This is a genomic window from Pseudomonas sp. NPDC096917, from assembly GCF_044762555.1.
In the GTDB taxonomy this organism is placed as follows: Bacteria; Pseudomonadota; Gammaproteobacteria; order Pseudomonadales; family Pseudomonadaceae; genus Aquipseudomonas.
In genome coordinates, this window is sequence record NZ_JBIWEO010000003.1 from 381,651 (window position 1) to 395,185 (window position 13,535).

Genomic DNA, 13,535 nt, shown 5'->3' on the forward strand with positions numbered 1-13,535 from the left:
TCGAGACTGATTATGCTGACTGCATCCACGATCTTTTTACTCACCCTTGTATTGGTCATCTGGCAACCCAAAGGCTTGGGCATTGGCTGGAGTGCTGCTTTGGGCGCGGCGTTAGCGCTCATGACGGGCGTTGTGACGCTGGATGATATTCCACAGGTGTGGGCCATTGTCTGGAACGCGACCGCGACGTTTATCGCGGTCATTATCATTAGCCTGTTACTCGACGAAGCGGGGTTCTTTGAGTGGGCGGCATTGCATGTAGCGCGATTGGCCAAAGGCAATGGTCGCCGTCTGTTTGTTTTCACCATACTGCTTGGCGCTGCCGTATCCGCTGTGTTTGCCAATGACGGCGCGGCCTTGATCCTCACGCCTATTGTCATATCAATACTGCTCGCCTTGCGTTTTTCGCCCGCCTCGACCTTGGCGTTTGTCATGGCCGCGGGCTTCATTGCCGATACCGCCAGCTTGCCGCTGGTAGTGTCAAATCTGGTCAACATCGTTTCAGCTGACTATTTTGGCCTGGGTTTCAACGAGTACGCATCCGTCATGGTGCCGGTCAACGGGGTTGCCGTATGCGCCACGCTCGCAGTGTTGTATGGATTTTTCCGTCGCGACATTCCTCAACACTATGCAAGCGATGATGTACAAGAACCGCGCCGTGCCATACGAGACGCCATGACATTTCGCGCTGGCTGGATCGTGCTGGGTTTATTGCTGGCAGGTCTTTTTGTGCTCGAACCCATGGGCATTCCGATCAGCGTTATTGCCGCCGTGTGTGCGGCGATACTGCTGACGGTCTCGGCACGAGGGCGCATCATTTCGACCCGTCGCGTACTGAGTGAAGCGCCCTGGCAGGTAGTGATTTTTTCTCTGGGCATGTACCTGGTGGTGTATGGACTCAAGAACGCTGGACTGACCACCTATATGACGCTAGCCCTGAACCACATGCTCGAATCAGGTGTATGGGGAGCCGCACTAGGGACGGGGTTTCTCTCGGCGTTTCTTTCATCCGGCATGAACAACATGCCAGCGGTTCTGATCGGTGCCTTGTCGATTCAGGCAAGTGACGCCAGCGGTGTGGTGCGTGAGGCCATGATCTACGCCAACGTTATCGGCGCTGATCTAGGCCCCAAAATAACCCCCATCGGCAGCCTCGCCACCCTTCTTTGGTTGCACGTTCTGCAACGCAAGGGCATCCGTGTTACTTGGGGTTATTACTTCAAGACAGGCGTAATCCTGACCCTGCCCATTCTCTTCATCACCTTGTCTGCCTTGGCCTTGCGCTTGAGCCTTTAGCACCTGTTCGCCTGAAAAGAGGAAACACCATGCGCGTTCTGTTTATGTGTACCGCCAATAGTTGTCGCAGCATCTTGTCCGAAGCAATGTTCAATCATCTCGCCCCAAAAGGACTACAGGCGTTCAGTGCAGGCAGTTTCCCCAAAGGCCTGGTGCTCCCGCGCACGCTGAGTACGCTGCAAGAAGCCGGGATCAACATCGCGGGGTTGAACAGCAAAGGCAATGAAGCGTTTGAAACCGATCCTCCAGACATTGTCATTACCGTCTGCGACAAGGCTGGCGGTGAAGCATGCCCCGCCTATTTTGGCCCGGCGCTCAAAGCCCACTGGGGGCTGGAAGATCCGTCAGAAGTGGTGGGCGATGAGACGACAGTATCGGCGGCATTTCACTCAACCTTGAGCCGTATCGAAACACGTTGTCGCGCATTCCTTGCCCTGCCCTTGGCTCAACTTGACCGCGAACAATTGAAACTGCAACTGGATCGCATCAGCACCTTGTAATCGGAGCCCCCCATGTCCACCCTGCTTCCTAATCTCGATACGTCACTCACCGTCTCCAGCGTTGACTTGCATAAACCCCGGATCCTGCTGCTCTACGGCTCCACTCGTGATCGATCGTTCAGTCGCTTGCTGGTCGAAGAAGCGGCCAGGTTGCTCGAACACTTTGGCGCCGAAACCCGCACCTTCAACCCCAGCGGGTTGCCATTGCCCGATGACGCACCGGCCGACCATCCAAAAGTGCAGGAACTGCTTGAACTGATGCAGTGGTCTGAAGGACAGGTCTGGTGCTCGCCGGAACGGCATGGAGCCCTGTCTGCCGTGTTCAAGGCGCAAATCGACTGGGTACCGCTGGCGCTGGGAGCCGTTCGCCCGACCCAAGGTAAAACTTTGGCGGTGATGCAGGTCAGCGGTGGCTCCCAATCGTTCAACGTGGTGAATCAACTTCGCGTGCTGGGACGCTGGATGCGGATGTTCACCATCCCCAATCAATCCTCAGTCCCCAAAGCGTATCTGGAGTTTGATGAAAACAACCGCATGAAACCCTCTGCGTTATATGACCGCGTGGTCGACGTCATGGAGGAACTGGTCAAGTTCACGCTGTTACTGAGGGATCGGCCAGATCTTGTCGACCGTTACTCAGAGCGCAAGGAGTCGGCACAAGCGCTGACTCAACGGGTTAATCAACACGCCATTTGACAGGTGCAGCGCTTTGGTCGGTCACATTGAAGGCAGCACCCGATGCAGCCCGATGATGATTGACCGGCCAAAACGCTTGCTTACGTTACTATTCACGATCGCTCGCAAGCATGGGGCGTCGTCGCGCCTACAGTGACTTGGCTGAACAGCATTAACCGTTAAGCGTGGTACTCGCCTTGGTGGCAATAAGGAACTGCAGTTGAACGAACACACATTGTCCATGCGCCTGGAGCGCGTGGCAGCACAGGTACCCGCAGGTGCGCGGCTGGCCGATATCGGCTCTGATCACGGCTATCTGCCGGTGGCGTTGATGCGCCGGGGGGCCATCACTGGCGCAGTGGCTGGCGAAGTGGCATTGACGCCATTTCGCGCGGCGCAACGCACCGTGCACGAGAACGATCTGGAACAGCAGATTACCGTGCGCCTGGCCAGTGGCCTGGCGGCGATTGAGCCGGGAGACGAGATAACTGCGATCAGTATTTGCGGCATGGGAGGCGAAACCATCCGCGACATCCTCGACAGCGGCAAGACGTACCTGAGGGGTGAGGAACGCTTGATTCTGCAACCCAATGGCGGCGAACAGCCGTTGCGCCAATGGTTGATGCAGCACAACTACCGCATCCTCTTCGAAGACACCGTGCAAGAAAATCGTTTCTACTACGAAATCATCGTCGCCGCACATGCCGAGCCAGTGAAATACAGTCCCGAAGAACTGTATTTCGGCCCGCTGCAGATGCAAGCGCGTACCCCGGTGTTCCTCGCCAAATGGCAACGTATCCTGCGGGAGAAACAAAAAACCTTGAGCCAGCTCGCCCGGGCCCGGCAAGCCGTGCCCGAAGAAAAAGTGCAGGACCTCACGCTACAAGTACGCCGGATCACCGAGCTGCTGGCTCACCATTAAACGCCCTTTCAATCCAGATCGGACGCCTGATGCCGCTCAGCGACCTGACTCGCCTCATCGCCCCAGGTTCGGTTGACTCTCTGCCCGCGAATGACTGCAGGCCGCTTGGCGATTTCCTCGGCCCAACGCTGCAAATGAGTGTACTCGTGGGCCGAAAGGAACTCCGCAGCCGAGTACACATTGTTGCGCACCAATTGGCCGTACCAGGGCCAGACTGCGATATCGGCGATGGTATAGCTGTCACCGGCCAGGTAAGGGCTCTGCGCAAGGCGACGATCAAGCACATCCAGCTGTCGCTTGGCCTCCATGGTGAAGCGATTGATCGGGTATTCAAGCTTCTGCGGCGCGTACGCATAGAAATGCCCGAAGCCACCCCCCAGATAAGGAGCCGCTCCCATTTGCCAGAACAACCAGTTCAGCGTCTCGGTGCGTCCTGCCAGATCAGCGGGAATGAAAGCACCGAATTTTTCCGCGAGATAAAGCAGGATTGAGCCTGACTCGAACACCCGAATAGGGGGTTCAGCGCTACGGTCCAGCAATGCCGGGATTTTGGAGTTCGGGTTGATATCGACAAAACCGCTGGAAAACTGATCACCCTCGTTGATGCGGATCAACCACGCATCGTACTCGGCGCCCGTGTGCCCCAGCGCCAGCAACTCCTCAAGCAGAATCGTCACCTTCACCCCATTGGGCGTGGCCAGCGAATAGAGTTGCAGCGGATGCTTGCCGACCGGCAGTTCCTTGTCATGCGTTGGCCCGGCAATCGGGCGGTTGATACTTGCAAAATGGCCGCCAGACGGGGCTTCGTTAGTCCAGACTTTGGGCGGAATATAAGGCGATTTACTCAAGAGACGGACCTCATCGGTTGTGTACTGAGATGACCTGCACCCTTATAAACACTGGGCGCTATGCCGACAGCACACCACAGTCGGCCACTGAATGCCACAGGCGCGCTATTTCTGGAACGACTCTTGTGCACAGACCTTCTCTCCACGGGCTCGATTGAGGGCGGACACTCCCTGTGCGGGCATACAGGCTGCGGGCCAGGCAGTGTCATTGCTGTCTATCGTTTGCGCGATGGGGACGCATCAGCGTGTTGTGCGGCCTTTGATACAAGCGCCAATAAAGGGGGCAGCAGGGCTGACCGGCTGTCGTAGTCATCAAGTTCAGACGGCTCACGCAGCGTGTTCGCAGTTCGGAGGGGGTACTCAAAGGTTGTCTCCCTTCCTTGGCTCACATACGAGTCAGCGCTATCAGTCTTTCGACAGTGCGGCGTGAACGCTGAGTTCTTCATCAATAAACGCACTGATCATTGCTCTGTAAACGCGTTCGACCACCTCGGGCGAGGCCCCGACATCGGTTGCAATCGTGCGGACTTTGGCGATGACTTGTTCGACCCTCGCCGGGGCGCGAACATCGTCAGTGGAGCTCTTGAAGGCCGCTGCCTGCGTTACCCATTGCCCACGCTGGGCGAGCAAGGCCACGATGTCGCGGTCGATGAGATCAATGCGCTGGCGAACTTCGTCGATTGATGTGCACTGCATGTCCATATGAATGTTCCTTGTTTAAGTGTGTGACGAATTGCGTATGGAGGTTACTCAGCTGACGGCCCCTTGACCACTCGCCAGCTATCACACCTCTTTATCGACGCGAGTTTCTTCAGGGGCAATCACTCGTCCATCCGCCGCAACGGGCTGCATAAATGGCAGGGGTTGCTCTGTGACGGTGTCCAGGAGCCGCGAATGCGCTTCGTGCGGCCCGAACAGATGGTGCTCGCCCCATTGGCGCAACGCCACGACCACAGTAAACAAACTCTCGCCTTTGGTGGTCAGGACGTACTCCTGATACGAGGTGCCATCAGACGCTGGCCGCACCTGCACAATACCCCCCTCGACCAAGCCTTTGTCTACGGTTCGCGCCACGGGGCATGTTTGGGCGCTATCAGCGTGCTACTCAGGTCGGCAGCGTGCTGGCGTTGCTGCTCATTGTCCCGCTGGGTGATCAAATGGACCGGCGTTCCTTGAAGTTCAGCGTCTGAACCTTGTCCATTAACGTCCCCTTCTCTTCTTTAACGCTGGGTGACCTCACTCCCCCGCCAACTTGCGCCGGTCCTGCAGCAAGGTTCTAGGCAAAACAAAACCCTCGAAGCTGCGCTGGGTAATCGGGTTGTTGGCTTTCTCGGCGCTGATCCGGTAGCGCATCATGCCGTCACCGGCGACAAAACTCAGATCAACGCTGGTGGCAGTGCGGCCATTGAGTTGACCCCGATTGAGCAATCGAAACAGTGACCACGGGCCGCGGAAACCGAGGCTGACGCTGTTGCCTGCGCCATTGACCAAGGTCAACCGACTGCCGCTGCCATCACCCAGTACATTGGGCCAGATCAGTCCGATGCTCTGACTGGATCCGTGGCTGTAAGGGATCAACTGGCCGTCGCTGCTGAGCAGGCTGCTTCGCTGATTACCGCTCAGGGCCAACGGCTCCAGAGTCATCTGCACACTGAGCGCTCCACGCTGGTTGAAGAAGGTATCGCGTATGCGCTGGGCGGTTTCCAATTGAATGAGAACATCGGTGCGTACCAGGTAGTCGCCACGTTGGCTGGAGTACAAGGCGTCAAGGTTGTCCTTTATGAACACATTGAGATACTGATCCTGGAACTTCTGCAAACGACCTTGCGGCCCAAAGAAGGCCTCGAAGTCATCTAGGGACGCATCCACGGAACTGCCCACAAACGGATAGCGACCAGCAAGTCGCTGCTGATAGAAACTGTAGATCTCCGTATCCCACCGTTTCTCCAGTTCACGCAAGGCTTCATACACCAGCACCTGCGAGGTCTGATCCGCAAGGTGCTTGACCTGCTGACTCACAGGTTCGGGCAAGCCTGTGGCGACCCGCTGCAAGGTTGCAATCGGGTCAGGACCGCTCAACGAGAATCGCTTGAGAACGGCGGTGAGCGCTGCCTTACCTCGATCCGGTTGGTCTTGAACAGCCTTGGCGTAGTCGTAGACCGCCAGGATGGCTTGTTGGGTTTCATCGTAGTAGGACGGGCGTTCGCCCTTATCCGCGAGCAGATCGGACAGCCCGGAAAAGGCGCGTCGAATGCCTGCCGCCTGGCGTCGCCCCGCCTGATCAGTCAACGCCTGTTTGGCCTCAACCTCAGGTAGCGAGGCATCTGCCGCCGCAAGTGGTGGGTAAATGACTGTGTTGTCGCGTACGCTTTCCAACAAGCGGCGTAACGGTGCAGCAGGTCCGGTGACTTGCTCCAGCACGGCAACACCATGGGCAAGGTCACGGAAGTCAGTGATGGCCATCGCGTTCAAGGCGCGGCGCCAACTGTCCACATAATCAGCGCTGTACAGCGTGCGTACCCGCTCGGTCAGTACTTTGCGATCTTCCTCGGAGTAGTCGAGCTTTTGTCGCTCACCCAGCACCCAGGCGTCAATCATCGCCAGTTCAATTACCTGCGCGGTATTGGCCTCGAAATAGTCCCGGAAGCCCTTGGCGGTGAGCAAAGACGCCAGCGTCAGCGCAGCATCGCTGCTGGTAGGGTCTGCGTCAGTCAGCGGCTGGTACACAATGTCGAACGCTGGCCCTACCTCGTTACGCAAATCCAACGGCGCGTGCAAACGTTCTTGAGCATCTTCTTTCATACGAGCATACACACGCTGCGCTAGAGGGACTTTGCGTAGCTCCTGTTGCACCTCAGCCACTCGCCCGCGGTACTGGGGCAAATCAGCGTCAGCGTACTGCAATGCGTAATCTAGGTGACGCATCAAATCGGCCTGCACCTGCCCTTGGCCAGGATACGCACGCTGCCATTGAGCGGCCATCCACTCTTTCACCATCGCCGGGCGGCGGTTCTTACGCTCTTCGATCATCCGATACACACGCAGCGCCGCCAACTGATCACTACTGCCTGGCGGTGCGGTATCAATGACATTCATGGCGCCACCGGCAATGGCCGGTAGAAAGCGTTTGGACAGCAGATTGAGGTAGGCCGCATCCACCATCGGTCCAATCGACCGCCCTTGATACAACCCCATTTCGGCCAACAAAGGCCAAGCCTGGCGGTAGTCGCCATAGACGGCCACCGCATCTCGTATCTGGTCCAGTGGTGCCAACAGATTGCGCCCGGTGACATCCACCCGGCTGTCGATATCCCGCGCACTGAACTCACGGCTTTTGAGCAGGACACTGGCTGCTTTGTCGCGGTTGATACCGAAATAAAACTGCCAACCGCCGACCACCAACACCCCGCCCAACGCCGCCACAATCGACCCCGCCAGCAGCATACGGCGTTTGCTCTGCGTCACCTTGACGTTATCACCCGCCAGTCCCGCCTCAGAATAAATGATGCGTTGGAACAGATGCTGAGCGAAATAGATTAGCGTGCCGCCGGCTGGTTTCGCCTCCGGCGGTGGCGCCTTCAGGCCATGCGGCAGCGCTGCTTCGCGAACAAACGCGTTGCTGAGTTCCCCCTGCTGGTAGACCGAAGATAAGTACAACCCACGCACTAAAGCCGGTGTCGTGAACCGATCACTGCCCAGCATTTCAGTGAGAAAACTGAACAACGCCGGGCGCAGCCCCGACAACTGCCCCACCAAGGCCAGCAAACGGTCTCTCTCCTCCTGCGTGCGCGACTCGCTCAGACTGTCGAGTACCTGATCATTCAACGTCTCTACAAAACGGTCGAAGCGTGTTTTCAGCTCCGCCAGCCATGCATCAAAGTCCTCCACACCTTCAAGGCTGAAGGTGAAGCCCAGCAGGTCTTCGCGCATTGAGCGCGGTAAACGGGCGAAAAACTCTTCGAAGCCTTCCAGCAGATCAAGCTTGCTCAAGACGACATACAGCGGCAAGCGCGTGCCAAGTTGCCGGGTCAGTTCATAGACACGTGTGCGCAACACCGTCGCCAGCGCCTTGCGCTGTTCCGGGCGCTGTTTGAGCAAGGCCTGGAGATCAACCACCAGCACCACACCGTTCAAGGCACGCCGGCTGCGGTTACGACCTAGCCAGTCCAGCAAATGCAGCCACAGCCGTGGATGAGTGCCCGCTGGCAGGACTGGCTTCTCTTTATCAACACTCTGCTTAACAACCCCGCTCGTATCACCCGGATCTGTACTCGGCAGCCCGTTCGGCTGAGTGATAAATTCCCCCGGCGGGTCAATCAATACCGCTTCATGGCCAATCCACCAATCCACGTTGTACGCCAACGTCTCGTCGTGATAAGCACGTGCCCCGGCCTTGGCCACATGAGACAGTGCAAAGCTTTGATTGGAACGAGTGATCAGACTGGTCTTACCGGCATTCTCTTCCCCCAGCACCAAGTACCACGGCAGTTGGTAAAGCGAACGACGATGCTCCATGTTGTCCAGCAAGCTGGCCAGACTGCGGTCCAACGCCCGCTCCTGCGCCTCAACATACGGCAGGCAGGGATCTGCCTCCACCGCGGCCTCGTGTTGACGCTCAGCATGCCACTTCTTATACCGGCGCCGACTCCACCATGCCCACACAACGATAGGCGCCAGCAGCACCCACACACTGGCGACCACTCGCAGGTGCAACTCGGCCAGCGGCTGATGTTCACGCCACACCCACTGCGGCCCTAACCACCAGATCCCGGCCAAGGCAAACACCACCGCCAGACCGATCAACACAGGTGCGGCGCTTTTGAATTGGCGCAGCAGCGGCAGCCCCCAACGCGTGATGTAACTCCAGATATTCAGCATGTACAACTCCTGCGCACCTACTACTTAGGTCGCGTCCGCCAACGGGTAATCAAATAGGTTGTGTTACGGGTTGAGCAGTCAAAGATCAGGCATACCCTCCCCCTCCCTGCGCTGGTCGAGCGCCCAGTACCACACCGTGATGCCACGGGCGGTGCCGGCGTCCGGGAAAATGTCGCCCGCTTCAAAACGGCGCAGGGAGTCGCTGCTTGCATCGCTCCACCACCAACCACTTTGCGGGCAGCTGTCGCCATTGCGGCAGATCGAATCAAGGGGCGGCGGCGGGTATTGCCGGGCGAAGTCGGCCCAGTCTTTGGGGTAAAACGGCATGTCGCGGTAGCTGCTGTCGTCGATACGCAGCAACCAGGTCACCGCCGCCGCTTCCCAGGACCAGTAGCCATAGTGGATATAACCGCCCTGCTGATGCTGGTCGATATAAGGTTCGCGGCGGCTGGCGTGGTACCACTCATCCAGATAGGTTTTGAGCAATGCCGGGCGTTTGGCCGGAACACTGTTGAACACCTTGAGCAATTTGCGATACGGCAAATGCCGGGTACAGGTGTCCGGCGGCGTACCGCGATCTGGCACAAACGGGCGCACCAGACGCTCCAGTAAACCGTCGCGTACGCCCATCAGTTCATTGGCGTAATCCAGAAATGCCATGACCCTAGGCATGCAATGCGCGTAACCGCTGAGCAGCCCGAAACAGGTCAGGCGCAGGGCAACGATCCAGTACTCCTCGGTGCGCAAGGCGGCATGCGGGGTCATGTAATTGCCCGCCTCAGGCGACTGATGGTACAGCGCGTGAAACTCTCCGTATTCTTCCGCCCACTCAAGGGCGTAAGGCCAGACCTGTGCCAACTGCTCGACTGGGGCACCGGCGGAATATTGCAAGTTTGTCCAATCAAGGGCGTCCCAGAGTCGACGCCGCGTAGAGGTCATTAAACCACCGGGTTTGGAACGTTCGCGATGTTTGGGCAGGTCGGTGGTGATCATGCGCATACGCCCCATAAAATCATCGAATCGCTCTGTATAGTTCTCAAAGAGCACATAGCACTCTCGACGACTGTCAAAGTCGATCTCACTGATTTTCCAGCCAAACCACTCGGACCAGTCAGGCGTAGGGAGATTTTTCATGGCATCACTCTCGTAGCATCTGGGTAGGCAAAACGAACTCGGTGCCAATCTGGTGTGACACCGCGGCTTTACAGCATTTTGGCGTGACTGGGCCTTTGGCTCGGTCATGCAGATTGTGGTTGGGACCAACCACAGTGATCAGGCTCCGATCGTAGGGACACTTCACCAGTTGGCGAACGTCTTCCCCGTCTTGATGCAGGCTTTCGGCACCGAGCTTGAAATCCACGCTTTCCCAGGCTTCTATGGTGGCTAGAAGCTTTTTGCTGTGTGCCTTGACCAACTGAGCATCCCGAATCTTCGCCGCCACCCACTTGTGACTCAGTTGCCGCCCATCCCCCACCGTGGGTTTGTTGACTGCACGTTCCACGCGCTTTTGGTCTTCCATCCCCAAGTAGGCATCTATGCCGTATTCCAGCCCGGCGAACACGGCCTTGGCGGTTTCCAACTTATGGAACGCCCCGCCCGTGCCCTTGGTGTCGCTGATGCGGTAGCCCAGCGGCAACGACCCGCTGTGCCACACATGGTCGATGCCACGGTGCCCCGGTTGGCTCATTTCGTAGAGCTTGCCGTTATGGTTGACTTTGGCCCGGCGGCGCTGGCGTTTGACGAAGTAGTAATCGGTGATGTGCTCGCCCGACACGCTGATCTGGTGCGGGCGCTGGGTGGAGCGTTCGCTCTGGCGCTGCTGCGCCGTGACGCGACCCTGAGCCGGTAACCGGGTGCCGGCGGTGGGCGTCGCCACATTGCCGCTGGCCTGGCTGTTGGGGGCAGACGCCTTGACCGCCCCCGGTGCGGCGGGTGTGCGGGCGGTGGTGCTGGGCAGCGGGTCGGCCAGGGACTTTTGATGGGCGCGTCTGAGGGTGTCCATCGCTTCGCTGATTTTGCGCCCGGCCAGGGTTTGCAGCTCGCTCAACTGGTTGATGAGTTGCTGCACGCCTTTACGCCCCAGCGCCCAACTGCTGAGGCTACGGCTGAGCATGGTGATCAGGCCCAGCAGGATCGCGTCGAGGTTCTGAATCATTTCTGCGGTGTAGCGCGCCCAGTCAAGGGTACGGAACCAGGTTTCGATGTCGCCGCGAACATGGCGCGGCAAGCTGTCCAGAATCCGCCCCATGGGCTTGCCGTGACGCAGCATGTTGCAGACGTTTTTCAGCGCATCACCGAACCCTGGCACCAACGCAATCAACGACAGCACAAGGTCCAGCCAATGCTCGTTGCTGTCCGGGGTGCGCGAAAGTTGATAAAGGCAGCGCAAAATGTTGTAGGCATCCGCCGCCTGGCCGACGAAGGGAATCAGCCCCAGCACGGTGCTGACCATCATCTGCGCGAAGGACGCGCCCTTGCCTTCGACCACCTCTTCAACCCAGGTGAGGATCTGTAAAAAGGTGTCTTCTTCCAGCTGAGAAATACTGAACTGGCTCATGATTGAACCTGCGAGCCTTCGCTCAAAGGCACTTGCTCATGCTCACCCGGGGTCGCTGAAGCGGCCTCATCACTGATCGGATCATCGGCGTAGGCATAACTGTCGATCATGTCGTCGTAGCCCACCCCCCCAGCAATTGAGACAGCACTTTCATCGGCAAAGTAATGGTCTTTGCGGTGCTCGGTCTCTTGTTGGCGGTAGCGCGAAATGGCGAGTTCTGCTTGTGCTGGCGTACTGGGCACAAAGCCTGCCAGGCTGCTTTTGACTTGATCGGCAAGCGGAAAGGCGTCTCGGGTGTCGTAACCAAAGTAGCTGACACCCTCCCCAGGCGGGTTGTCTATCCGTGCAAGGCCTTGGTCGCTGAGTGTGCCGGTTGCGATCGTGCCATCATCAAACTCCACCCGGTATGGCGCCCCAACCTCAGGCTTCAAATCGGCATAGGTATAGTGCAATTCAAGGGGACGCCTCTTGATAAGCACCGCGCTATCGTGCTCAACCCTCTTGATATTCAGATCCACTTCAGCGCCACTGATGTTGACAGGCCCAGAGGCACTAAAATCGAAGGTGTGGCCATTGAGAATGATCGTGCCATCGGCCTTCATCACCAAGATGGATTGGCCCACCCGAATCACAAACTCGTCCTCAACCTGAATGGAATAGCGGTTGCCAACGCATTCGTCTTTATTGACTCCGACCTGTTCACTCTGGCTAAGACCTACCGTGGTATTCATGCTTCCCCCAACGGTGCGCTGGTAGGCCGCGCCGATGGTCAGCGCCTTGGCCAGCCCGATGGTTTCGGCCTTGGCAAGGGCGATGGTCTCGGCTTTATTGCCGCCGATGGTCACGCTGCGGTTGGCGCCGATCTGGATGGTTTCGTTTTTGCCCACGTCCTCGGTGCGGTGGTCGCCGATGGAGATGGTTTCGTTGTGGTCGACCCGCTCACTGCGGTCATTGCCAACAAACGTGGTCTCGTTGTGGTTGACATGGATGTTCTGGTCTTTCTCGGCGTGGACGTAGATCTCTTCCAGCCCCTTTTCATCCTCAAACCGCAGCTCATTAAAACCATCGCCCTTGTGGGTCTGGCTTTTGAGGGTCATGCGGGTCTTGTGTTTGGGCAGTTCGTAGGGCGGCAGGTTGGCTTCTCTGTACGCCCGGCCAATGGCTATCGGCTGGTCGGGATCACCGTCAAAGTACTGGATGATTAGCTCCTGACCGATGCGCGGTATCGCCATGGCGCCCCAAGTGGTGCCCGCCCAGCCTTGTGCTACCCGGATCCAGCAGGAGCTGTGTTCGTTGTTCTGGCTCGCGCGGTCCCAGGGGAAGCTGACTTTGACCCGCCCCCACTTGTCGCAGAAAATTTCTTCGCCGGGTGGGCCGACCACGGTGGCGGTTTGCGGGCCGTCGATGCGCGGCTTGGGGCACAGTGGGGCCTTCCACTCGTACGCGGCGGGCGCCAAGGTGGCCTCAAGGTGGTAGCTCGTGCCCGAGACGCTGCCGGCAGCATCTTCCTGTTGGCTGCTGTGCTGGAGGCCGGTGTGGACGATGCTCACTGTGCGCCAACGGATGTTCAGGTCTTCGCGCGGGTGGTCGGCCAGGTCGAAGGATTTGCCCGGTTGCAGGCGCGCATCGTCACCTTCGACCACGGCGATGCGGGCATCGCTGCGCAGGGCGTTGAGGCGGGTTTGGGTGAAGGGCTTGCCCGCAATATCGCGCTTGTAGCGGCCGGGGTAGTCAAAGCGTTCGTAGTGACGGCCCTGATGCTCAAGCTGGGTGCCGGTGGCGATGTGTTCCTGGTCGTAGCGCGGGTGGGTAAAGGTGTAGTCGCGCTGCACCTGGCGGGCGGTGCGAACCTGTTCGGT

Annotated in this window: 11 protein-coding genes and 1 pseudogene; 5 read left to right on the plus strand and 7 right to left on the minus strand. The window is 58.3% G+C overall.

Annotation, left to right across the window (positions count from 1 at the left end; genetic code table 11):
• The first annotated feature begins 12 nt into the window (after positions 1 to 12).
• The 4 genes from ACIQYF_RS05965 (at position 13) to ACIQYF_RS05980 (ending at position 3,393) form a co-directional block, all read left to right on the plus strand.
• A complete protein-coding gene (locus tag ACIQYF_RS05965; protein ID WP_402857995.1) occupies positions 13 to 1,296 on the plus strand; it encodes an arsenic transporter in 1,284 nt (427 codons plus the stop codon).
• 29 nt (positions 1,297 to 1,325) lie between these two features.
• Entirely contained in the window at positions 1,326 to 1,796 is a 471-nt protein-coding gene (locus tag ACIQYF_RS05970; protein WP_402857998.1) for an arsenate reductase ArsC, read from the plus strand.
• A 12-nt stretch (positions 1,797 to 1,808) separates the two neighbouring features.
• A complete protein-coding gene (arsH, locus tag ACIQYF_RS05975; protein ID WP_402858001.1) occupies positions 1,809 to 2,492 on the plus strand; it encodes an arsenical resistance protein ArsH in 684 nt (227 codons plus the stop codon).
• A gap of 199 nt (positions 2,493 to 2,691) precedes the next feature.
• Positions 2,692 to 3,393 carry a tRNA (adenine(22)-N(1))-methyltransferase gene (locus ACIQYF_RS05980; protein WP_402858004.1) on the plus strand — a complete coding sequence of 234 codons (702 nt, stop codon included), beginning with the start codon at positions 2,692 to 2,694 and terminating at the stop codon, positions 3,391 to 3,393.
• An 8-nt stretch (positions 3,394 to 3,401) separates the two neighbouring features.
• Here the strand turns inward: ACIQYF_RS05980 and yghU are convergent, their stop codons facing one another.
• Positions 3,402 to 4,241, minus strand: coding sequence for a glutathione-dependent disulfide-bond oxidoreductase (gene yghU, locus ACIQYF_RS05985; RefSeq protein WP_402858007.1), 840 nt, complete (start codon positions 4,239 to 4,241; stop codon positions 3,402 to 3,404).
• 102 nt (positions 4,242 to 4,343) lie between these two features.
• Here yghU and ACIQYF_RS05990 point away from each other — a divergent pair.
• Positions 4,344 to 4,550, plus strand: a pseudogene (locus ACIQYF_RS05990) (serine hydrolase); the annotation flags it as partial.
• Between the two features lie 96 nt (positions 4,551 to 4,646).
• Here the strand turns inward: ACIQYF_RS05990 and ACIQYF_RS05995 are convergent.
• The 6 genes from ACIQYF_RS05995 to ACIQYF_RS06020 all read right to left on the minus strand — a co-directional run.
• Entirely contained in the window at positions 4,647 to 4,943 is a 297-nt protein-coding gene (locus ACIQYF_RS05995; protein ID WP_402858010.1) for a chorismate mutase, read from the minus strand.
• An 81-nt stretch (positions 4,944 to 5,024) separates the two neighbouring features.
• Positions 5,025 to 5,315 carry a winged helix-turn-helix transcriptional regulator gene (locus tag ACIQYF_RS06000; RefSeq protein WP_402858013.1) on the minus strand — a complete coding sequence of 97 codons (291 nt, stop codon included), beginning with the start codon at positions 5,313 to 5,315 and terminating at the stop codon, positions 5,025 to 5,027.
• A 162-nt stretch (positions 5,316 to 5,477) separates the two neighbouring features.
• A complete protein-coding gene (gene tssM / locus ACIQYF_RS06005; protein ID WP_402858016.1) occupies positions 5,478 to 9,119 on the minus strand; it encodes a type VI secretion system membrane subunit TssM in 3,642 nt (1,213 codons plus the stop codon).
• A 78-nt stretch (positions 9,120 to 9,197) separates the two neighbouring features.
• On the minus strand, positions 9,198 to 10,253 hold the full coding sequence (locus ACIQYF_RS06010; RefSeq protein ID WP_402858019.1) for a PoNe immunity protein domain-containing protein: 1,056 nt from the start codon (positions 10,251 to 10,253) through the stop codon (positions 9,198 to 9,200).
• 4 nt (positions 10,254 to 10,257) lie between these two features.
• Positions 10,258 to 11,676, minus strand: a complete 1,419-nt coding sequence (locus tag ACIQYF_RS06015) for a hypothetical protein (protein WP_402858022.1) — start codon at positions 11,674 to 11,676, stop codon at positions 10,258 to 10,260.
• Positions 11,673 to 13,535: type VI secretion system Vgr family protein (locus ACIQYF_RS06020; protein ID WP_402858025.1), on the minus strand; the 1,863-nt coding region annotated here is incomplete at its 5' end. The genes ACIQYF_RS06015 and ACIQYF_RS06020, both read right to left, overlap by 4 nt.

Bases quoted from the DNA above. Each gene is read 5' to 3' on its own strand.
- ACIQYF_RS05965 (WP_402857995.1), top strand. From the start codon at position 13: ATGCTGACTGCATCCACGATCTTTTTACTCACCCTTGTATTGGTCATC.
- ACIQYF_RS05970 (WP_402857998.1), top strand. From the start codon at position 1,326: ATGCGCGTTCTGTTTATGTGTACCGCCAATAGTTGTCGCAGCATCTTG.
- arsH (WP_402858001.1), top strand. From the start codon at position 1,809: ATGTCCACCCTGCTTCCTAATCTCGATACGTCACTCACCGTCTCCAGC.
- ACIQYF_RS05995 (WP_402858010.1), bottom strand. From the start codon at position 4,943: ATGGACATGCAGTGCACATCAATCGACGAAGTTCGCCAGCGCATTGAT.
- tssM (WP_402858016.1), bottom strand. From the start codon at position 9,119: ATGCTGAATATCTGGAGTTACATCACGCGTTGGGGGCTGCCGCTGCTG.
- ACIQYF_RS06010 (WP_402858019.1), bottom strand. From the start codon at position 10,253: ATGAAAAATCTCCCTACGCCTGACTGGTCCGAGTGGTTTGGCTGGAAA.
- ACIQYF_RS06015 (WP_402858022.1), bottom strand. From the start codon at position 11,676: ATGAGCCAGTTCAGTATTTCTCAGCTGGAAGAAGACACCTTTTTACAG.